Consider the following 19,309-nt stretch of genomic DNA (forward strand, 5'->3'; position numbering starts at 1 on the left):
CCTAGGAGTTCACGCCCTCGGTGTCGATGTGCGGCAGCACCCGGTCCAGGAACCGCGGCGTCCACCAGGCCGCCGAGCCCAGCAGCGTCATCACCGCCGGCACCAGCAGCAGCCGCACCACCGTCGCGTCCACCAGCACGCTCACCGCCAGGCCCAGCCCCATCATCTTGATGACGACGTTGTCGCTGACGACGAACGCCGCGAACACGCTCACCATGATCAGCGCCGCGCAGGTGATCACCCGCGCGGTGATCTCCAGCGCGTGCGCCACCGCGTCCCGGCTGTGCCCCGTGCGCAGCCAGGCCTCGTGCACCCGGGAGAGCAGGAAGATCTCGTAGTCCATGCTCAGCCCGAAGACGATCGCGAACATCATCATCGGCACGTAGCTCTCGATCGGGACCTTCCCCGCCACCCCCAGCGCCGGCCCGCCCCAGCCCCACTGGAACACCGCCACCACCACCCCGTACGAGGCCGCGATCGACAGCAGGTTGAGCACCGCCGCCTTGACCGCGACCAGCACGCCGCGGAAGACCAGCAGGATGATCAGGAAGGCCAGCCCGACCACCACCGCGATGATCGGCACCAGCCGGCTCGACACGATGTCCAGGAAGTCGACCTGCGCCGCGGTGTTGCCGGTCACGTACGTCCGCGCGCCGCTGCCGGCCACCGCGTCGGGCAGCACCGTGTCCGCCAGCCGGTTCACCAGGTCGGTGGTCGCCCGGTCCTGCGGGGCGCCCGCCGGGACGACGGTGGCGAACAGCACCTCACCGTCCGGGCTGGTCTGCAGAGGGGTGCTGCTCGCGGCGCCGGGCAGGCCGGTGAGCGCCCGCTGCACCGAGGCCTGCACCCCCGCCCGCGCGTCGGCGGGCACCGCGCCCTGGTCGACCACCACCGTCAGCGGCGCGTTCGAACCCGGCCCGAAGGCCTGCGACATCAGGTCGTAGGCCCGCCGGTCGGTGAAGTCCGTGGAGTCCGCGCCGTCGCCGATGTGGCCCAGCTGGATGGAGAACAGCGGGACGGACAGCACCGCCAGCACCACCACCCCGGCCACCAGGTACCACCACGGCCGCGCCTCCACCCGCCGGGCGTAGCGGTGCCACGCCCCGCCCCGCCCGTCCCCGCCCCGCCCGTCCCCGCCCGCCTCGGCGACCGGACGGCGCACCGCGAACCGGTCCATCCGGCGCCCGATCAGCCCCATCAGCGCCGGCAGCAGGGTCAGCGCCCCCAGCACCGCCGACACCACCGTGACGGCCGCCGCCGCCCCCAGCTTGGCGATGAAGGAGATCCCCGACACCGACAGCCCGGACAGCGCGATGACCACCGTGCAGCCGGAGACCAGCACCGCCCGCCCACTGGTGGCCACCGCCTGCCCGGCCGAGGCCACCGGATCCACCCCGTCCATCAGGTTCTGCCGGTGACGGGTCAGCAGGAACAGCGCGTAGTCGATCCCCACCCCGATGCCGATCATCGTCGCCAGCGTCGGCGCCACGGTCGCGAACGTCGACAGCGCCGCCACCAGCCCCAGCACCCCCAGCCCGACCACCACCGCGACCAGCGCCGTCAGCAGCGGCAGCCCCGCCGCGATCGCACTGCCGAACCCCACCAGCAGCACCACCACCGCCACCGCGAAACCGATCACCTCACTGGACCGGTCGTCCGCCGCCGGCCGGGCCAGCTCGCCCAGCGGCCCCCCGTACTCCACCTGCACCCCGGCCGCCCGCAGCGGCGCCACCGCCGCGTCCACCCCCGGCAGGTAGTCCTTGCCCAGCAGCGTCGGATTGGTGTCGAACCGCACGGTCAGGTACCCGGTCAGCCCGTCGGCGGACAGCGGCCCGCCCGGCACCGGGCCCTGCCCCGGCGGCGGCAGCGGACTCTGCACCGACAGCACGTGCGGCAGCTGCTGCAGCGCCGCCACCGCCCCGGCGATCTGCGGCTGGAAGCCCGTCAGCTGCGCCGCGTCGTGCAGCACCACCTGGGAACTGGTGCCCGCCGCGGCCGGCTCGTGCGCCTGCAGCACGCTCCGGCCCTGCTGCGCCTGGGTGCCGGGCAGCGAGAAGTCGTCCGAGTAGGAGCCGCCGACGGCCCGGTTGGCGGCCTGGACGCCGGCCAGGGCGACGAGCCACAGCAGGACGACGGTCAGCCAGTGGCGCGCGCACCACTCGCCCAGGCGGCGCAGCGCCGAGCGCCGGGCCGCTGGCGCGGTGGCCGAGGGGGCGGGGCGGGCGGACGGCGGCATGGAAGGCTCCCGGGTCTCCTGCACGGCGGTGCGCCGATTCGGCGCAGTGTCCCCGACGGCCCGCGGCCCGCCACGGGTACCGGCGGGTAGTCGCCCCTACGGCCCCGGGGGCCCGGGGCCGACGGCCCGACGGTCCCGCGACCTGCGGCCCCAACCCGAAACCCCCGACGGCCCCGGCCCGTAGGCCCGCGCCGCCGGGCGAAGGGGCGGCCTCCCGGTCAGGGCCGGGCGGCGGCCCCGCCGAGCCCCGGGGCCGGCACGGGCGCGGCGGCGCCGACCAGGACGACGAGTTCGTGGCCGCCCGGGTTGGTCTGCAGGGGCAGGGTGCGCCAGTTGTTGGCGAGCCAGACGTTGCCGGACGGGTCGATCTGCAGGCCGGTGTTGCGCTCCAGCCCGTCGCTCGGGTAGCCGGTGTCGGGCGGGGACAGCGGTTGGCCGGTGGTGAAGCCGGGCGGGCAGGCGGCGAGGTCGACGCCGCACAGCCGGGCGACGCGGTGGCCGCCGAAGTTGGCGATCCAGACGGTGTCCTCGCCGTCGACGGCGACGCCCCAGGGCAGGAACAGGCCGCCGCCGGTGAAGGGTTCGGGGGCCGGGGTGCCGTCGGAGCGGATCAGGGTGACGGAGGCGCCCGGGCGCGGGCCCGTGTCGCCCGCGACGGCGGCGTCCGCGAGGTCCCCGGCGGTGGTGTCGCCGCAGGGCACCGGCAGGATGCCGCTGTTGGCGACCCAGGCGTTGCCCCGGCTGTCGGTGGCGATGCCGAGCGGGCGGCGCAGCCCGCCGCCGGTCACCGCCCGTTCCAGGGTGCCGTCGGGGCCCAGGACCTGCACGCTGTCGCTGCCGTTGCCGCTGACCCACAGCCGCCCCGCCGGGTCGACGGCGGCGCCGAAGGGCTTGTGCAGCGCGGGGGTGGGGACCTCCCGGGCGCGGGTGGCGTCGCCGTCGGGGACGCGGGTCACGCTGTCCGCGCCGCAGCCGGCCGCCCATACGGTGCCGGAGCGGTCGGCGGCCAGGCCCTGGGGCTGGACGATGCCGTCGGCGCGCCAGCCCTCGGGCGGGGAGAGCGGGGTGCCGTCCGGGGCGAACTGCGAGAGGCTGCGCTCCAGCGGGGCCGGGTCGATCGGGCAACCATGGCCCTGGAAGCCGAAGTTGGCGACCCAGGCGGAGCCCCGGGCGTCGACGGTGACGCCGAACCCGGCGCCGTACAGGCCGCCGCCCCGGTAGGGGGCGCCGGGGGCGTCCCGGCCGTCCGGGGTGAACTTGAGGACGGTGTCGCCGCCGCAGACCGGCACGGTGGGGTCGGCGCCGTAGCGGTAGTTGTTGCTGACCCAGGCGTTGCCGTCGGCGTCGAAGGCGATGTTGCCGGGGCCGTCGAGCTCGTGGCCGTTGCCGTCGTAGCGCAGGGCCACGGTCCAGGCCTCGGGGGCGGCGGGCAGGGCGGGCCGGTAGCGGGGGGCGGTGGCGGCGAGGGCGAACAGCTCGGCGGCGTTGTGGCCCGGGTCGTGGGCGATGTCCACGGCGGCCCGCAGGGTGTCGCGGGGCCGCTCCCGGCCGGGGCGCCGGGCCAGGTCGAGCAGCCGGTCGCAGGAGTCGCCGCCGGCGCCGTCGACGCAGGCGGCGAGCAGGTTGGCGAGGGTGTTGAACTCGGCCAGGGTCGAGGTGAGCGCGCCGTTGGGCGGGGCGGCGAGCGGGGCGGCGATGCCGCCGGTGCCGGTGTCGGCCAGGTTGTGGGCGACGGCGGCGGCGTTGCGCAGCCCGGGGTCGGGGCCGGCCACGCCGTCGGGGCCGGTGAAGCGGGCCAGGGCGTAGGCGACGGCCACGGTGGTGCGCTCGTTGACGACGAGTTCGGGCGGCGCCCCGGCCCCGCTCAGGACGGCGGCGAGCACCGCCGGCCCGCCGGCGCCGCGCGCGCCCCCGGGCCCGGGCAGGCCGGCCAGCACGTACAGCACGGCGCGCGGGTCCTCGGGGCGGCGGTAGTCCAGGACGAAGCGCCCGTCCCGCGCGCTGCGGGTGCGGGCCAGCACCCGGGGCGCGGCGCCCGCGCCGTCCCCGGCCTGGTAGAGCGTCACCTCGGCGCCGCCCAGCGGGGTGTCGCCGCTGCGCACCACCCCGCACTGGCCGGTCGGGGCGGGTGCCGTGGCGTGGGAGGGTCCGGCGGCGAGCTGGGCCAGGAGGGCGGCGGTCAGCAGGACGCCGCGGCGTCGGCGCATGGGGGCTCCGTTTCGGCGGTAGGGGGACGAACGGCGGTTCGTCCCCCTACCTGCCACACCGGCCGGCCGCCCGGGCGCATCCGGCCACGGGACGCGGCGGAAATTGCCCGGTACGGGCGAGCCGGCGCGGGGCCCGTCCCCGGCTCAGCCGCGCCGGCCGGCCGCCGCGGCGGAGGGGACGGCGGCGGGGGCGGCGAAGCGGGGCAGGACCTCCTCGGCGAGCTCCTGGAGCAGCTCGTCGACGGGGCGGTCGTTGGGGCGCAGGTTGAAGGAGACGTGGGCGACGCCGAGTTCGGCCATCAGCTCCAGGTGCTCGATCAGGGCGGTGCGCCCGGTGCTGAGGCCGAGCCGGATGGGGCGCGGCGCGGCGGCCGGGTCCTCGGCGAGGGTGAGGACCATCGGCGTCAGGTAGGGCTTGTCGCCGGCGAGGTCGCGCCACTGGCGCAGCCGCGTGCGCAGCGCGTCCGGGTCGCGGGGGTAGTTGAGGGAGGCGTCGGCGTGCTCGGCGATCCACTCGGGGCTCTGCTGGGCGCCGCCGGCGACGGCGATCGGGATGCCCCCGGGGTGGACGGGCCGGGGCAGGACCTCCAGCTGCTGCTCGGCGCCGAGGCCGGCGGCGGGCAGTTCCAGCGGGCCGGGGCGCCAGGCGGCGCGCAGGGTCTCGACGCCGGTGCGGAAGGCGGCGCCGCGGCCGTGGAAGTCGCGGTCGAACAGCGGGTACTCGACGGGGCGGTCGCCGCTGGCGAGGCCGAGCAGCAGGCGCCCGCCGGAGAGCACGTCGACGGTGGCGGCGGCCTTGGCGACGAGCAGCGGTTCGCGCAGCGGCAGGACGACCGCGCCGGTGGCGAGGACCGCGTCGCGGGTGAGGGCGGCGAGGTGGCCGAGGTGGGTGAAGGTCTCGAAGACGCTGCCGGCGTCGCCGAACCGGACGGGGTCGTAGAGCGGGACGTCGCGCACCCACAGGGCGGCGAAGCCGAGGCGGTCGGCGAGGGCGGCGAGGCGGGCGTGCCCGGCGAGGTCGGGGACGCCGAAGGGGCGGCCGGCCGCGCGGTCGGCCCGGCCGCGGTCCTGGCCCCAGTCGTTGTCCAGGGGCAGTTCCAGGCCGATGGTCAGCCGGCCGTCGGCGGGGGCCAGTCGGGCGAGTGCGGGGTGGGACGGGGCCATGGCGGGTCCTTCACAAAAGATCCCGTCCCGGGCGGCGGTGCGACCGCCCGGGACGGGAGAGTGGGGCGGGGTCAGCTCGCGTTGAACTGGTCCGGGTGCGGGCCGGTGCGCAGGTCGCGGTCGCCGGCGGCGATCGCGGCCATGTCCTGCTCGGTCAGCTCGAAGTCGAAGACGTCGAGGTTCTGCCGGATGCGGGCCGGGGTGACGGACTTGGGGATGACGATGTTGCCGAGCTGCAGGTGCCAGCGCAGGACGACCTGGGCGGGGGACTTGCCGGTGCGCTCGGCGATCGCGGTGATCGCCGGGTCGTCCAGGACGGCGCCCTGGGCGAGCGGGCTCCAGGCCTCGGTGGCGATGCCGTGCTCGGCGTGGAAGGCGCGCAGCTCGGCCTGCTGGAGGCCGGGGTGCAGCTCGACCTGGTTGACGGCGGGCACCAGCGCGCTGGTGTCCAGCAGGCGCTGGAGGTGGGCGGGCTGGAAGTTGGACACGCCGGCGGCGCGGACGCGGCCCTCCTCGACGAGGCGCTCCAGGGCGCGCCAGGTGTCGAGGTAGAGGTCGCGGGCCGGGGTGGGCCAGTGGATGAGGTAGAGGTCGACGTGGTCCAGGCCGAGCTTGGCGAGGCTGGCGTCGAAGGCGCGCAGGGTGGCGTCGTAGCCCTGGTCGGCGTTCCACAGCTTGGTGGTGACGAACAGGTCCTCGCGGGCCACGCCGGAGGCGGCCAGGGCGCGGCCGACGCCGGTCTCGTTGCCGTAGATGGCGGCGGTGTCGATGCTGCGGTAGCCGGCCTCCAGGGCGGCGGCGACGGCGGCGGTGGTCTGGTCGTCGGGGACCTGGAAGACGCCGAAGCCGAGCTGGGGGATCTCGACGCCGTTGTTCAGCTTCACGGTGGGGACGGTGGGGGTGGTCATGTGCTGGTCTCCTTCGGAGGGTGTGGTCGGTGGGGTGGGGCGGAGGGTGCTCACCGGGCGAGCTGGGCGAGCCGGTCGAGGGCGGCGGCGGCGAAGGAGTGGTCCTGCGCGGGGGCGCCGCCGCCGACGCCGAGGGCGCCGACCAGCCGGCCGTCGCGGTGGACGGGGATGCCGCCGGCGATGAACAGCAGCGGGCGGTCCAGCGCGGTGGGCAGGGTGTGGAACGGCCCGTCGGGCTTGACCAGGTCGACCAGGTCGGCGGTGGGGGCGTTCAGCTGGAGGGCGGTGTAGGCCTTGCGGGTGCTGGTCTCGCCGGAGATCAGCACGGCGCGGTCGTCGCGGCGGAAGGCGAGCAGGTGGCCGCCGGCGTCCAGGACGGTGACGCTGACCGGCACGCCCGCGGCCTCGGCGGCGCTGCGGGCCGCGTCGACCAGGAGCTCGGCGTCGGCGGTGGTCAGCGGGGCGACTGCGGTGGTGGTGCTCATGGTGGTGCTTCTCCCGGGGTGGGGTGGGTTCCGGTCGGGGCGGTGGCCGGTGGTGTGCCGGTGGTGTCGATGGTCAGTGCTGCAGGGCCGCGTGGCGGGGAGCCGCGCTCGTGGTGGCGGCCTCCCGGGTGCGGTCGCGGCGCTCCAGGGCGGCGGACCAGAAGGCCAGCAGCAGGGCGGCCGCGGCGAGGACGGCGCCGACCCAGTTCGGGGCGGTGTAGCCGAGGCCGGCGCTGATCACCATGCCGCCGAGCCAGGCGGCCAGCGCGTTGCCGAGGTTGAAGGCGCCGATGTTGACGGCGGAGGCCAGGGTGGGGGCTCCGTGGGCCTGGTCCAGGACCCGCTTCTGCAGCGGGGGGACGGTGGCGAAGCCGAGGGCGCCGACCAGCAGGACGGTGACGGCGGCGGCGACCTTGTTGTGGGCGGTGAGGGTGAACAGGGCGAGCACCACGGCGAGGCCGCCGAGGGTGGTGTAGAGCATCGGCATCAGCTTGCGGTCGGCGTAGCGCCCGCCGAGCAGGTTGCCGAGGAACATGCCGACGCCGAACAGGACCAGCAGCCAGGTGACGGAGCCGTCGGCGTAGCCGGCGACGTTGGTCATCATCGGGGCGATGTAGGTGATCGCGGCGAAGACCCCGCCGAAGCCGAGCACGGTCATCGCCATGGCGAGCAGCACCTGGGGGTTGCGGAAGGCGGTCAGCTCGCGGCGCAGGTGGGCGCCCTCGGCGCGGGGCATGGCGGGCACGAGCTTGGCGATGCCGAGCAGGCCGACCACGCCGAGCGCGGCGACGCCGGCGAAGGTGGTGCGCCAGCCGACGGCCTGGCCGATGTAGGTGCCCAGCGGGACGCCGACGATGTTGGCGACGGTCAGCCCGGTGAACATGGTGGCGATGGCGCCGGCCTTCTTCTGCGGGGCGACGAGGTCGGCGGCGACGACGGAGCCGATGCCGAAGAAGGCGCCGTGGGCGAGGGAGGTCACGATGCGCCCGGCGAGCATCACGGGGAAGGACGGGGCGAACGCGGAGAGGAGGTTGCCGGCCACGAACAGGCCCATCAGCAGCATGAGCATGGTCTTGCGGCTGATCCTGGTGCCGAGGACGGTCATCAGCGGCGCGCCGATGACGACGCCGAGGGCGTAGCCGGTGACCAGCAGGCCCGCGTTGGGGATGGAGACGCCGTAGTCGCCGGCGATCTGGGGCAGGAGTCCCATGATCACGAACTCGGTGGTCCCGATCCCGAATGCGCCGATGGCCAGGGCGATGAGAGCGAGAGGCATGGGCCCGAACCCTTCTGTGATTGCTTGAGCTAGCGCCTTGCGTGCCCTAACAATAGTTGCAGACGCGCGATAAGTGCAAACGCGGATAGGTGGCACGCGCCATAGGGTCGGGGTCGGGAGGCCGGAAACGCGGCCGGGCCCGGCCCGTCCGGACCGCGTGTGCGGTTCGGACGGGTCGGGCCCGGGGGAGTGGCGTGGCGGCGCGGGGCCGGCCGGGGTCAGCGGGTGGGCGCGGCGGCGTCCACGGCCTCGACCGCCTGGACCAGCGAGGCCAGCGCGGGGGTGCGGGCGGCCTCGTCGAGCGCCTCGCGCAGCGCGGCGTCGTTGGTCGGCCGGGCCTGCTCCAGGAGCCTCAGGCCGTCCTCGCTCACGTTGGTGTAGATGCCGCGGCGGTCGGTCGGACACAGGTAGCGCGACAGCAGCCCGCGGTCCTCCAGCCGGGTGACCAGGCGGGTGGTGGCGCTCTGGCTGAGCACGACCGCGTCGGCGACCTGCTTCATCTGCAGGTGCCCGCCCTCGTCGTCGTGCTGGCGGCTGAGCACGTCGAGCAGCGAGTACTCGCGCACGCTCAGGTCGTGCTTCGCCTGCAGGGCGCGTTCGATGTGGGACTCGATCCTGCCGTGCAGGAGGGACAGGGCGCCCCAGCCGTTGGCGAGCGCGGTGAGCGCGGGGTCCGTGGCGGTCATGGGCCCCTCCTTCCGGGTATGGCTGGGTCCAGGATAAGCCATGAACAGAAATATCGGCCAGAGCTTGTATAGCGCTTGTGCAAATAATCTCCCCCGCGACTCGGGGGCGGGCGGGGCTGCGGGATGCCGGTCGGAGCCCAGTCATCACGCGGCTTTGGCGCAAATGGTTCAGACCATTGACGCGGAGGGAAGGCAGATCCTACGGTGTCGGGCAACCGGTCTGGCGCGGGCATGCCATGTCTCGGGCAGACCGCCGTGCGCACCCCCACGCGCACGCGCACGCCCCGCGCCGGGCGCACACTCCATCCACCCCCACGGAGGAGCACCATGCGCAAGCGCCACCTGATCGCCGCCGCCGCGGCCGCGATCGCCCTGCCGATCGCGGCGGCCCTGCCGGCCCAGTCGCACGGCTTCATCAACCTGCCGCCGAGCCGCTCCGCGCTCTGCGGGGCCAACGCCGTCCCGTGGGACTGCGGCGACATCCAGTGGGAGCCGCAGAGCGTCGAGGGCCCCAAGGGCTTCCCGACCCGCGGCCCGGCGGACGGCACCATCTGCGCCGGCGCGGACGCCCGCTGGGCCCCGCTGGACAACCCCCGGGGCGGCAGCTGGCCCACCACCAAGGTGACGGCGGGCCAGCAGCTCACCTTCACCTGGGAGATCGAGGCCCGGCACTCCACCAGCAGCTTCAGGTACTTCCTGACCAAGCCCGGCTACGACGCCAGCCAGCCGATCACCCGGGCCGCCCTGGACCTGACCCCGTTCCTGACCGTCCCCTACAACGGCCGCCAGCCCGCCGCCACCACCACCCACACCGCGACCCTGCCCACCGGCCGCACCGGCCACCAGGTGGTCGTCGCCGTCTGGGACGTCGCCGACACCGGCAACGCCTTCTACTCCTGCACCGACGTCCAGTTCTGACCGCTCCCCGCCCGCCCCGACGGCCCCCGGCCGTCGCGTGCCCGCCGACGCCGCCGCCCGAACCCGGACGGCGCCGGCGGGCCGCCCGCCCCCGTGCTGAAGGCCCCTCCCCGTCCGTGCTCGCGCGCCGTATAAGCCGCAAATAGGTACATTGGCGACATTTGGCAGCAGTGCCAAGGCTCCGCGCGTCCACGCAAGAAGGCCGACCGCCTTCGGAAAGGGTCTCCATGCGCCCCGACCTCAGCCCCGCCGTCCTCGCCGAGCTGCGCCGGCCGCGGCCCTACCCGGCGGTGTCGATCCTGATGCCCACCCACCGCCGCGAGCCGGACAACACCCAGGACCCGGTCCGGCTGCGCAACCTGCTGGCCGAGGCGAAGGAACGCGTCCAGGCCGACCCGGAGGTCTCCCGCGCCGACCGGATCGACGTGCTGGAGCAGCTCGACCGGGCCCTGACGGAGGTCGACCTGGTGCACGCCGAGGACGGCCTGGCGGTCTTCGCCGCGCCCGGCGAGCACCAGGTCTGGTCACTCGGGCGCACCGCCCCCGCCCGGGTGGTCCTGTCCGACACCTTCCTCACCCGCAACCTGGTCGCCTCGCACGCCGCCGAGCGCCCGCACTGGGTGCTCGCGGTGGCCGCCGACAAGGTGGTGCTGTGGGGCGGCACCGAGGAGCGGGTCACCGAGGACAAGGGGCACGGCTTCCCGCTGACGCGCGTCTTCGACAACCCCGACCCCGAGCGGCAGGAGCAGATCGGCGACACCCCCAGCACCTTCCGCGACGAGGCGACCAAGACCTTCCTGCGCCAGGCCGACACCGAGGTGGGCAGGCTGCTGGCCGCCGCGCCCCGCCCGCTGTACGTGGTCGGCGAGGCCGCCGCGCTCGCCCTGCTGGACGCCGTCGGCCCGATCGCCAAGGAGGCCGCCGCCCAGCTGCCGCACGGCGGCCTGGCCCAGGCCGACGCGGAGACCGTCCGCAAGGTGGTCGAGCCCGCCGTGCGCGCCCACGCCGACCAGGAGGTCGCCGAGCACCTCGCCCAGCTCGACAAGGCCCGCGGCGCCCAGCAGTTCGCGGCCGGCCTGGACGAGGTCTGGCAGGCCGTCGGCCAGGGCCGGATCGCCCGCCTGGTGGTCGAGGAGAACTTCCGCGCCACCGTGCGCGACGACGGCGAGCACCTCGTGCCCGCCGAGGCCGGCGAGAGCGGGGCCCGCGAGGACATCGTCGACGAGGTGATCGAGCGCGCCCTGGACACCGGCGGAAAGGTCGGCTTCGTCCCCGACGACACCCTCGCCGACGCCGGCCGGATCGCCGCCGTCCTGCGCTACTGACCCGCCCCCGAGCCGCCCCGCCACCGCAGCCGCCCCGGCGGGCGGCTGCGGCGCACCCGGCCCGCCGCGCGTCCGCCGCGCTCGTACGGAAACGAACCGGCCAACCGGCGCACGGAATCCGCCATCTTCGCGCACCGCACGTGCAACGGCCACGAACGGTTCCCGGAATCGTGGCGCCCGGTTCGGCAATCGCCCCTAACCTGCGGCGCATGACACAGAGTCACCGCCCCCGCTCGGCCCGCCGCACCGGCCTGCTCGCCGCCGCCGTCGCCGCCTCGCTCGGCCTCGCCGCCGTCGCCCTGAACGTCCCCAGCGCCGTCTCCGCCGAAGCCGCCCCCGCGGCCGCCGCGGCTGGCGCCGCCCCGGCCCCCGGCGAGGTCGTCCTCGACGAGCACTTCTCCGGCCCCGCCCTGCCGGCCGGCTTCACCGCCGTCGAGGGCGACTGGAAGGTCGAGGGCGGCCGCCTGGTCGGCACCTCCGCCAACTCCGGGCAGCAGAGCCGGATCACCTTCGGCCGCCACCTGGACGACTTCCGCATCGAGGCCACCGCCCGCTTCGAGAGCGTCCAGGACAGCGCCCGCTGGACCGCCCTCGGCCTGGACGTCCCCGCGTCCGGCGTCACCCCCTGGTCGATCGCCACCATGCGCACCGGCACCACCGCCGCCAACGGCCTGGAATTCGCCCAGCGCACCCCCGCCAACGTCTGGAACGTCACCAACACCGCCGCGGCCCCCACCGCCGCCGGCACCGGCCGCGACGTGCGCATCGCCGTCGAGGTCCACGGCACCACCGCCCTCTGGATATTCGACGGCAAGGAGGCCCTGCGCACCACCCTGGTCGCCCGCAGCGCCGACGGCGGCCAGGCCCTGGTGGTCAACGGCTCCACCGTCTCCTTCGACGACCTCAAGGTCACCGCGCTCGCCCCCGGCGGCTGGCTGCGCCCGGCCGGCGCGCCGCTGACCGTCTTCGCCCACCGCGGCGCCTCCTCCGCCGCCCCCGAGAACACCCTGCTCTCCGACGAGATCGCCCGCCGCGGCGGCGCCGAGTGGATCGAGAACGACGTCCAGCCCAGCAAGGACGGCGTCCCCTACGTCCTGCACGACGACACCGTCGACCGCACCACCAACGGCAAGGGCCGCATCCGCGACCTGACCGCCGCCCAGATCGACTCCCTGGACGCCGGCTCCTGGTTCGGCCCCGCCTACGCCGGCGCCCGCGTCCCCACCCTGGCCGCCCAGCTGGAGGACCTGCGCACCCGCGGCGGCAACCTGCTGCTGGAGATCAAGGGCCAGCACAGCCGCGACGAGGTCGCCCGGATCGTCAAGGAGGTCCGCGACCACGGCATGACCGGCCGGGTCTTCGTCCAGAGCTTCGAGGTCGACGCCCTGCGCTACACCCGCGAGCTGGCCCCCGAGCTGCCTCTCGGCCTGCTGCGCGGCGACTTCGACGCCGACCCGGTGGCGGTCGCCCGCGACCTCGGCCTGTCCGCCTACAACCCGTCCGACGCCGGCCTCGCCGCGCGCCCGAACGTGGTGAAGGACCTGCACGCGGCCGGCGTCGCGGTCAACGTCTGGACGGTCGACTCGGCCGCCCGCTGGAAGGCCCTGGACGCCGCCGGCGTCGACGGCGTCATCACCAACCGCCCGGCGGAGCTCGCCGGTTGGAACAGCGCCTGGCTCCAGGGCGGCACCCCCGTCCGGCCCGCCGCGCCCACCGTGGCGATCACCTCCCCGGCCGCCGGCGCCACCCTGGACCGCGCCGCGCGGCCGGTGACCGCCGTCCAGTCCACCGGCGCCGACACCGTCCGCCTCACCCTGGACGGCAAGGAGCTGGCGCCCGGCACCGCCCTGGACGCCACCGCCCTCCCGCTCGGCGGGCACACCCTGCGCGCCGAGGCCACCGGCCCCGGCGGCCGCGCCGAGACCACCACCGGGTTCACCGTCGCCGCCACCCCCACCGGCCTGGCCGCCCTGGTGCTGACCTCCGGCGCCGACCGCAACGCCGTCGCCACCCTGACCACGATGCTCGGCCAGGGCCAGTACCAGCCGCTCGCCGCCTGGGCCGAGGACCAGGCCGGCCGCGGCGTCGTCGCCGACCGGGCCGGCCTGATCGCCGCCGACGCCCGCGCCCTGGACACCGCCCCGCGCGGCTGACCGGCGCCCCGGCCCCGTACCGCCCCGGCCCCGCACCGCCCCCGTCGGCGGTGCGGGGCCGCGGCGTGCCCGGTGGCGGACGACAGCACGGGGCCGCGCCCACGCGGGGGGCGTGGGCGCGGCCGTGGGGTCGTGTGGGTGCGGGTGCGGGGCTCAGCGGGTGCGGCGGCTCCTGCGCAGCAGGAGCAGGCCCGCCGCGACGGCGCCGAGCGCGGCGAGGCCGACGAAGGGCAGGACCGTGGCCGCGTTGCTCCCGGTCTCGGGCAGCTCGCCGCCGTGGCCGGGCGGCGGAGCGTGGGTCGGGCTCGGGCTCGGCTGCGGCGAGGTCGTCGGGCCGGGGCTCGGCGAGGACGTCGGGCTCGGGCTGGGCGACGGGCTCGGCGACGGGCTCGGGCTGGGCACGGTGACCGGGACCTCGGTGCGGCAGCGCGCGTCGGTCGAGCCCTGCGCGCAGTTGTTCGCGTAGGTGGTGGAGGTGACGGCGTTGCGCAGCACGGCGTCGGCGGTCAGCGTGGAGCGCACGGTGACGGAGTAGGTGATGGTCGCGGTGGCCCCGACCGGCAGGTCCCCGCTCCAGGTCAGCGTGGTCCCGGAGACCTGGACCTGGCCGCGGTCGGCGGCGGCGTCGTTGCCGTAGGCGGCGGAGTTCAGCACGCCGGCCAGGTCGTCGGTGAGGGTGACGCCGGGGGCGTCGACCTGGCTGGTGTTGGTGACCTGGATCCGGTAGCGGACGGTGTCACCGGGCTTGGCGGTGGTGGGGGTGGCCGTCTTGAGGACGGTGTAGCCGGGCACCGCGGCCACGGTGTTGCGCACGGTGTTGCTGGTGCGCTCCTGGGCCCGCCGGGTCTGGCTGCCCTCGAAGCGCAGGGTGGCGGTGTCGTCGAGGTGGGTGCCGACGGCGGTCGAGGCGTCGACGGTGACCTGGAAGGCGACGTTGGCCTCGGCGCCCGGGGGCAGGTCGGGGACGGTGCAGGTGACGGTCTGTCCGCCGGCCTGGCAGGCCGGGTTGGAGGCGGGGACGAAGGTGGTGCCGGCCGGGATCGTGTCGGTCAGGGTGACGCCGGTGGCGGTGTCGAGGTCCGTGCTGCTGCCGTCCTGGCGGCGGTTGGCCACCGAGAAGGTGTAGGTGATGGTCTCGCCGGGGCCGACCAGGCCGGGCGGGTTGTCGTCGGGGCTGCCCGGCGGGGTGTTGGCCTTGGTGATCCGCAGGTCGGGTTCGAGGGCGTCGAGGGCGAGCCAGGCGGCCTGCGGCTCCAGGGCGTCGCCGGCGCCGCTGATCCGGACCAGGGCCTGCTCGCTGCCGGCCGGGATCTTGCCGGTGACGTCGATCATCCGGGCGTCGTAGCCGTAGTTGTTGACCGGGTCGGGGTCGCGGGTGGTGATGTTGGTGCCGGTGCCGTCCGCGGCGACGTGGTCGATCCGGCTGGTGAACGCGTTGTCGGTGCCGACCCCGTTGGGGCCGGGCATCGGCAGGAGGGTCAGGTTCTCCGGCGTGGAGCCGACCGCCAGGGTGTCCCCGGCGATCGGCGCGTCGCCGTCGCCCACGGTGATCCCCATGGTGGCCCGCGGGGCCGTGGTGGCGGGGGTGCGGATGCCGCCGAGCGTCAGCGTGGTCGAGTTGTCGGGGTCGCGCAGCAGCTGGTAGCCGTCCCAGACCTGGAGGTAGCGCAGCGGCTCGGCCTGGTCCTCGTACGCGACGACCAGCGACCAGCCGCCCCAGCAGCCGACGTTGTTGCCGCCGTAGTTCTGCGCGGAGGAGCGGCCGGCGCACGCCTGGATGTCGGCGACGGTGTAGCTGCCCGGGCCGGCGGCCCGGACCTCGGCCGTCACGTCCTTGACCGCCCCGCCGGCCAGCAGGGGCTCCGGCGGGTTCCCGCCGACCTTCTGGTCGAACCAGTCGTAGGTGTCCGCGGTCACCTGCTGGTAGCCGCTCGCGCCCGGGACCTTCCAGGACACCTGGTTGCCCTTGTTGATGTCCCCGGAGGTGCCGCCCGCGGTGCTGGTGTTGGTCGGGTTGAACTGCCAGTACAGGCGGGCGGACAGCACGTTCGCCCCGGCCGGCAGCAGCAGCTGCGCGGAGGCGGCGTTGGGGCCCGGGGCGTTCGGGTCGACCTTGATGAACTTGGTCCGGCCGTTGTTCGAGCCCTCGGTGTCCGAGCAGACCGTGCCGTCGCTGTCGTCGCAGGTCAGCACCGAGTTGGAGGCCATCGTGAGGTTGCCGTGCGCCAGCAGGTCGACCACCGGGTCCGGGCCGATCGGACGCTGCGTCCCGGCCCCGCGCGGCTTCGGCGCGGCGGCCTCGGCGGCCCTGGCCGCCGGTTTCGCGGCCGCCCGGGCGTGCCCGGTGTGCGGCGCCCCCGCGGCGAGCGGCGGCGCCAGGGCCGCGGCGCCCGCACCGAGCACCACCGCCAGCAGCGCGGACAGGACGTGCGGTGGACGCGGCCGCAGCCGTCGGACAGGTGACACGGGAACCTCGCTGTCGGGAGGCGACACGGACAGCAGAACCTCGTACCTGCGCCGGCGGGAATCGAAGCCTGACGGGTGGTTTCTTCACCCGCCCGGGTCAGCACCGGTGGCCGGACGGCCCGGGGTGTGCCGTCCGCCGCTCCGGGGTGTGCCGTCCGCCGCTCCGGGGGAGCGGTGGGTACCCAGGATTCGGTACGGGGGATTGGGTAGCGGTACGCATTGTTCCCGCCCCGGCCCAGCCGGTTTCCTGGAACCCGCCCAAGCCGACGACCCCTCACCCCCCGGAGGTCGCCCCCATGACCCGTCGCGAACGCCTGCGGCTCTACGCCGACGCGCACTTCACCGCCCCGGACCCCGGACTGGTCCTGCCCGCCCGCCGCAGCGGCAGCGGCCTGCGCCGCCCGGGCCTGGCCCGCCTGGCCCGGCTCTCCCGGCTCGTCGAGCGCGCCGGCCACCACCGGCACGGCTGACCGGCCACCCACCCACCACCGGCACGGCCGACACCACGGACAGGGTCCCGCCTCTTGAGGGAGCGGGCGGGACCCCCTTTTTCCTCAGGAGGCCCCGTCCTCCGCGGCCAGCGCCTCGCCCAGCCCCGCCCGGCCCACCCCCAGCTTGCGCAGCGCGCTCGCCACGTGGTGCTCGACCGTACGGGTCGACAGGAACAGCGCCCGGGCGATGTCCTGGTTCGCCGCGCCCTGCGCCGCCAGCGCCGCGACCTGCCGCTCGCGCGGCGACAGCCGCTCGCCGTAGCCGCGCCGCCCCGGCGAGGCCGCCCGCCCCAGGCCCAGCTCGCGCCGCAGCCGCTGGCAGCGGGCCGCGTCCCAGGCCGCGCCCAGCGCCAGGTAGGCCCGCTCGGCGGCGCCGATCAGCTCCCCGGCCGCCGCCCGGTCGACCCCCGCCGACACCGCGGCGCCCCGCTCCTCCGCCCGCGCCGCCTCGTACGGGCGCCCGATCTCCCGCCACAGCCCGGCGCAGCGCACGAACTCCGCGCCCGCGCCCGCCGGGTCGCCCCCGTCGGCCAGCAGCAGGCCCCGGGCGAAGGCCAGCGCCGCCAGGGGGGCCGGGGCGTCCCGGCCCTCCAGGCCCGCCCCCGCCTGCCCGGCCAGCTCCGCCGCGCCCGCCCGGTCGCCCCCGGCCAGCAGCACCTCCACCGCCACCGGCAGCAGCTCCGCCGCCCGCGGCCAGGCCCCCGCCGCGCGCAGGGTGTCCAACGCCGGCGCGACCACCGCCGCCGCCCGCGCGACGTCGCCCTCCGCCAGCAGCAGCGCCGCCGGCCCGGCCGCCACCCGCAGCGCCCCGGTCACCTGCGACTCCCGCTCCCCGTACGGCTCCGCCTCCGCGAACCGGGCGTACGCCACCGCGAGCTGCCCGCGCGCGGCCGCCAGCCGGCCCAGCAGCAGCGCCTGCTCGATGCCGGCCATCGCGAGGTCCGGGAACTCGGCGCCCAGCGCGGCCAGCCGCTCCTCCAGCCCCTCCCACCGCCCGGCCAGCCCGTCCAGCCGCGCCAGCGCGATCCGGCTGTAGCACTCCAGGTACGGGATCGCCGCCTGCCGGGCCAGCCGCCGGCTCTCCTCCAACAGCCGCGCGGCCCGCCGGTCGTGGCCCAGCTCGACGGCGATCTCGCCCACGTTGTACAGCGCGCGGGTGGTCTGCCGGACGATCTCCGGCCGCTCCGAGCTGCGCGGCAGCGCCTCCAGCCGCTCCCACACCGACGGGTCGCCCTCGCGGGCCAGGAAGGTCAGCCGGGTGGCCCGTACGGCCGCCGCGACCTCCTCGTCCGGGCTCGCCGCCAGGACCCGCTCGGCCCGCTCCAGCCACTGCCAGGCGCGCTCCCCGGCGCCGTCGCGCTCGTTCATGGCCAGCGCCACCATCGCCCGGGCCGCCCGGTCCGGGCGCTGCTCCAGCTCCTCCAAGGACTCCTCGATCCGGTCGAAACCGGCCCGGTCCCCGCCGTGCACGGCCATCAGGAAGCCCAGCGACAGCCGGATCTCGCCCCGGTCGGGCACCGGCAGCCGCGGATCGGCGATGATCGCGGTCAGCGTCGCGGCGCTCGCCAGCGAGTCCACCCCGTCGGCGGCGATCCGCGCCAGCGCCAGCGCCGCCCGCCCGCGCCGGCGCGGGTCCAGGTCCGGCTCGTCCAGCAGCCGGCGCAGCAGCGGCCCGGCACTGCCGCTGTCCCCGAGCGCCACCGCCTGGTCGGCGGCGGCCTCCGCCACCTCCTGCCAGGCCGCCCGGTCGCCCAGCGCCAGGGTGTGATGGGCGATCTGCACCAGCGGCCTCGGCTCGCGCGCGCCCAGCGCCGCCACCGCGCGCCGGTGCAGGGCGCCGCGCCGCGGCCCCGGCAGCCGCCGGTAGGCCACCTGCTGCGCCAGGACGTGCCGGAAGCCGTACCGGGCCAGCGGCTTCTCGTTGAGCACCGCCGCCCGCAGCGCCTCGGTCAGGCCGTCCGCTGCGGCCTGCGCGTCGAGGCCGGCCACGGCGGCGAGCAGCTCCTCCCCGGCCGGCACGCCGAGCACCGCGGCCGCGCAGGCGATCGCGGCCGCGTCCGGGGACAGCACGGCCAGCCGCTCGGTGACGGCGTCGCGCAGGCCGCGCGGCACCTCGGACTGCTCCAGGTCGGCGGCCAGGTCCGCGGCGGTGGTCAGCGCGTCCGCGCCGCGCCGCTCGCCCAGCGTGATCAGGTCCTCCTCGGCGACCAGCGGCAGGCCCTCGCTGCGCTCGAACAGCACCCGGGTGAGGGCCGCGGTCGCGCGCGGGCCGAGCGCGGCCCGCGCCAGTTCGTGCACCTCGGCCTCGGCGAGCGGGGACAGCCGCAGCAGCGCGCCGCCCACCCCGGCCGGGCGCCGGTAGGCGGCGCCGAGCACGGGGGTGTCCGGCGGCAGGTCCTCGGCCCGGTAGGTGAGCACCAGGGCCAGGCCGGGCGGCACGTCCCGGGCCAGCAGCAGGAGCAGCTCGCGGGTCGCGTCGTCCACCCAGTGCAGGTCCTCGACGACCAGGACGGTCTCACCGAGCGCGCCCAGCAGCGCCCGCACCGCCTGCACCAGCAGCCGCAGCCCCGGCGGGCCCTCGCCGGGGGCGCCCGGGGGAGGGGGCGGGAGCCGGTCGGCGAGGTCCGGCAGCAGCGGGCGCAGCGCCCCGGCACTCGCCGGGATGCGGTCCGCGGGCGGCAGGAACGGGCCGACGCCGCGCAGCGCGTCCACCACCGGGCCGAAGGGCAGCGGCTCGCGCAGCGGGTGGCAGAAGCCGGTCAGCACCCGGCGGCCCGCGGCGGCGGCCCGGGCCGCGGCCTCGGCCACCAGGCGGGACTTGCCCAGGCCGGCCTCGCCCTCGATCAGGACGACGGCGGGCGGGCGGAGCATGGAGTCGGTGAGACGGTCCAGTTCAGGTTGACGTCCCACGAACGCGAATCCGGCGCCGGGCGATCCCGGCTCGACCGGCCGGCTCACGGCCGTCCGGCGAGTTCACGTGCGCGGCGCTCGCCG

The 19,309-nt window shown here is 76.4% G+C and carries 13 protein-coding genes; 4 read left to right on the forward strand and 9 right to left on the reverse strand.

Features of this window, described 5'->3' with window-relative positions:
• Position 1: 1 nt before the first annotated feature.
• The 7 genes from ACFVU7_RS30620 to ACFVU7_RS30650 all read right to left on the reverse strand — a co-directional run bounded on the left by ACFVU7_RS30620 (position 2) and on the right by ACFVU7_RS30650 (position 8,962).
• A complete protein-coding gene (locus tag ACFVU7_RS30620) occupies positions 2–2,236 on the reverse strand; it encodes an MMPL family transporter (protein ID WP_388048300.1) in 2,235 nt (744 codons plus the stop codon).
• A 218-nt stretch (positions 2,237–2,454) separates the two neighbouring features.
• Positions 2,455–4,443: an NHL repeat-containing protein gene (locus tag ACFVU7_RS30625; protein WP_388048302.1), complete on the reverse strand. Its 1,989-nt coding sequence runs from the start codon at positions 4,441–4,443 to the stop codon at positions 2,455–2,457.
• A gap of 144 nt (positions 4,444–4,587) precedes the next feature.
• On the reverse strand, positions 4,588–5,607 hold the full coding sequence (locus ACFVU7_RS30630) for a TIGR03571 family LLM class oxidoreductase (RefSeq protein WP_074005349.1): 1,020 nt from the start codon (positions 5,605–5,607) through the stop codon (positions 4,588–4,590).
• A 71-nt stretch (positions 5,608–5,678) separates the two neighbouring features.
• Complete coding sequence (locus ACFVU7_RS30635; protein ID WP_074005350.1) at positions 5,679–6,515, reverse strand: aldo/keto reductase; 837 nt, start codon at positions 6,513–6,515, stop codon at positions 5,679–5,681.
• A gap of 50 nt (positions 6,516–6,565) precedes the next feature.
• Positions 6,566–7,000 (reverse strand): heme-binding protein, encoded by a 435-nt coding sequence (locus ACFVU7_RS30640; protein ID WP_375876209.1) that lies wholly within the window; start codon positions 6,998–7,000, stop codon positions 6,566–6,568.
• 73 nt (positions 7,001–7,073) lie between these two features.
• Complete coding sequence (locus ACFVU7_RS30645) at positions 7,074–8,276, reverse strand: MFS transporter (RefSeq protein WP_049659333.1); 1,203 nt, start codon at positions 8,274–8,276, stop codon at positions 7,074–7,076.
• A gap of 218 nt (positions 8,277–8,494) precedes the next feature.
• Entirely contained in the window at positions 8,495–8,962 is a 468-nt protein-coding gene (locus tag ACFVU7_RS30650; protein WP_049659084.1) for a MarR family winged helix-turn-helix transcriptional regulator, read from the reverse strand.
• A 327-nt stretch (positions 8,963–9,289) separates the two neighbouring features.
• Between ACFVU7_RS30650 and ACFVU7_RS30655 the strand changes: the two genes are divergently transcribed.
• The 3 genes from ACFVU7_RS30655 to ACFVU7_RS30665 all read left to right on the forward strand — a co-directional run bounded on the left by ACFVU7_RS30655 (position 9,290) and on the right by ACFVU7_RS30665 (position 13,358).
• Complete coding sequence (locus ACFVU7_RS30655) at positions 9,290–9,880, forward strand: lytic polysaccharide monooxygenase (protein ID WP_117485023.1); 591 nt, start codon at positions 9,290–9,292, stop codon at positions 9,878–9,880.
• 227 nt (positions 9,881–10,107) lie between these two features.
• Positions 10,108–11,205 (forward strand): hypothetical protein, encoded by a 1,098-nt coding sequence (locus tag ACFVU7_RS30660; RefSeq protein WP_049659082.1) that lies wholly within the window; start codon positions 10,108–10,110, stop codon positions 11,203–11,205.
• 209 nt (positions 11,206–11,414) lie between these two features.
• Positions 11,415–13,358, forward strand: a complete 1,944-nt coding sequence (locus ACFVU7_RS30665) for a glycerophosphodiester phosphodiesterase (RefSeq protein ID WP_388048304.1) — start codon at positions 11,415–11,417, stop codon at positions 13,356–13,358.
• Positions 13,359–13,511: 153 nt separating this feature from the next.
• On the opposite strand, the gene ACFVU7_RS30670 is transcribed toward ACFVU7_RS30665, so the two are convergent.
• Positions 13,512–15,824, reverse strand: a complete 2,313-nt coding sequence (locus ACFVU7_RS30670; RefSeq protein WP_388048306.1) for an LPXTG cell wall anchor domain-containing protein — start codon at positions 15,822–15,824, stop codon at positions 13,512–13,514.
• A 296-nt stretch (positions 15,825–16,120) separates the two neighbouring features.
• On the opposite strand from ACFVU7_RS30670, the gene ACFVU7_RS30675 reads away from it, so the two are divergent.
• Positions 16,121–16,294 carry a hypothetical protein gene (locus tag ACFVU7_RS30675; protein WP_158077773.1) on the forward strand — a complete coding sequence of 58 codons (174 nt, stop codon included), beginning with the start codon at positions 16,121–16,123 and terminating at the stop codon, positions 16,292–16,294.
• Between the two features lie 84 nt (positions 16,295–16,378).
• Here ACFVU7_RS30675 and ACFVU7_RS30680 read toward each other — a convergent pair whose 3' ends face one another.
• Positions 16,379–19,225, reverse strand: a complete 2,847-nt coding sequence (locus ACFVU7_RS30680) for an ATP-binding protein (RefSeq protein ID WP_388048308.1) — start codon at positions 19,223–19,225, stop codon at positions 16,379–16,381.
• Positions 19,226–19,309 lie beyond the last annotated feature (84 nt).

Origin of the sequence: Kitasatospora sp. NPDC058046 (genome assembly GCF_042885595.1) — a bacterium.
In the GTDB taxonomy this organism is placed as follows: domain Bacteria; phylum Actinomycetota; class Actinomycetes; order Streptomycetales; family Streptomycetaceae; genus Kitasatospora.

Coding starts and splice junctions, on each gene's coding strand:
- ACFVU7_RS30625 (WP_388048302.1), bottom strand. CDS start 4,443: ATGCGCCGACGCCGCGGCGTCCTGCTGACCGCCGCCCTCCTGGCCCAG.
- ACFVU7_RS30620 (WP_388048300.1), bottom strand. CDS start 2,236: ATGCCGCCGTCCGCCCGCCCCGCCCCCTCGGCCACCGCGCCAGCGGCC.
- ACFVU7_RS30645 (WP_049659333.1), bottom strand. CDS start 8,276: ATGCCTCTCGCTCTCATCGCCCTGGCCATCGGCGCATTCGGGATCGGG.
- ACFVU7_RS30640 (WP_375876209.1), bottom strand. CDS start 7,000: ATGAGCACCACCACCGCAGTCGCCCCGCTGACCACCGCCGACGCCGAG.
- ACFVU7_RS30665 (WP_388048304.1), top strand. CDS start 11,415: ATGACACAGAGTCACCGCCCCCGCTCGGCCCGCCGCACCGGCCTGCTC.
- ACFVU7_RS30630 (WP_074005349.1), bottom strand. CDS start 5,607: ATGGCCCCGTCCCACCCCGCACTCGCCCGACTGGCCCCCGCCGACGGC.
- ACFVU7_RS30650 (WP_049659084.1), bottom strand. CDS start 8,962: ATGACCGCCACGGACCCCGCGCTCACCGCGCTCGCCAACGGCTGGGGC.
- ACFVU7_RS30655 (WP_117485023.1), top strand. CDS start 9,290: ATGCGCAAGCGCCACCTGATCGCCGCCGCCGCGGCCGCGATCGCCCTG.
- ACFVU7_RS30635 (WP_074005350.1), bottom strand. CDS start 6,515: ATGACCACCCCCACCGTCCCCACCGTGAAGCTGAACAACGGCGTCGAG.
- ACFVU7_RS30660 (WP_049659082.1), top strand. CDS start 10,108: ATGCGCCCCGACCTCAGCCCCGCCGTCCTCGCCGAGCTGCGCCGGCCG.
- ACFVU7_RS30675 (WP_158077773.1), top strand. CDS start 16,121: ATGACCCGTCGCGAACGCCTGCGGCTCTACGCCGACGCGCACTTCACC.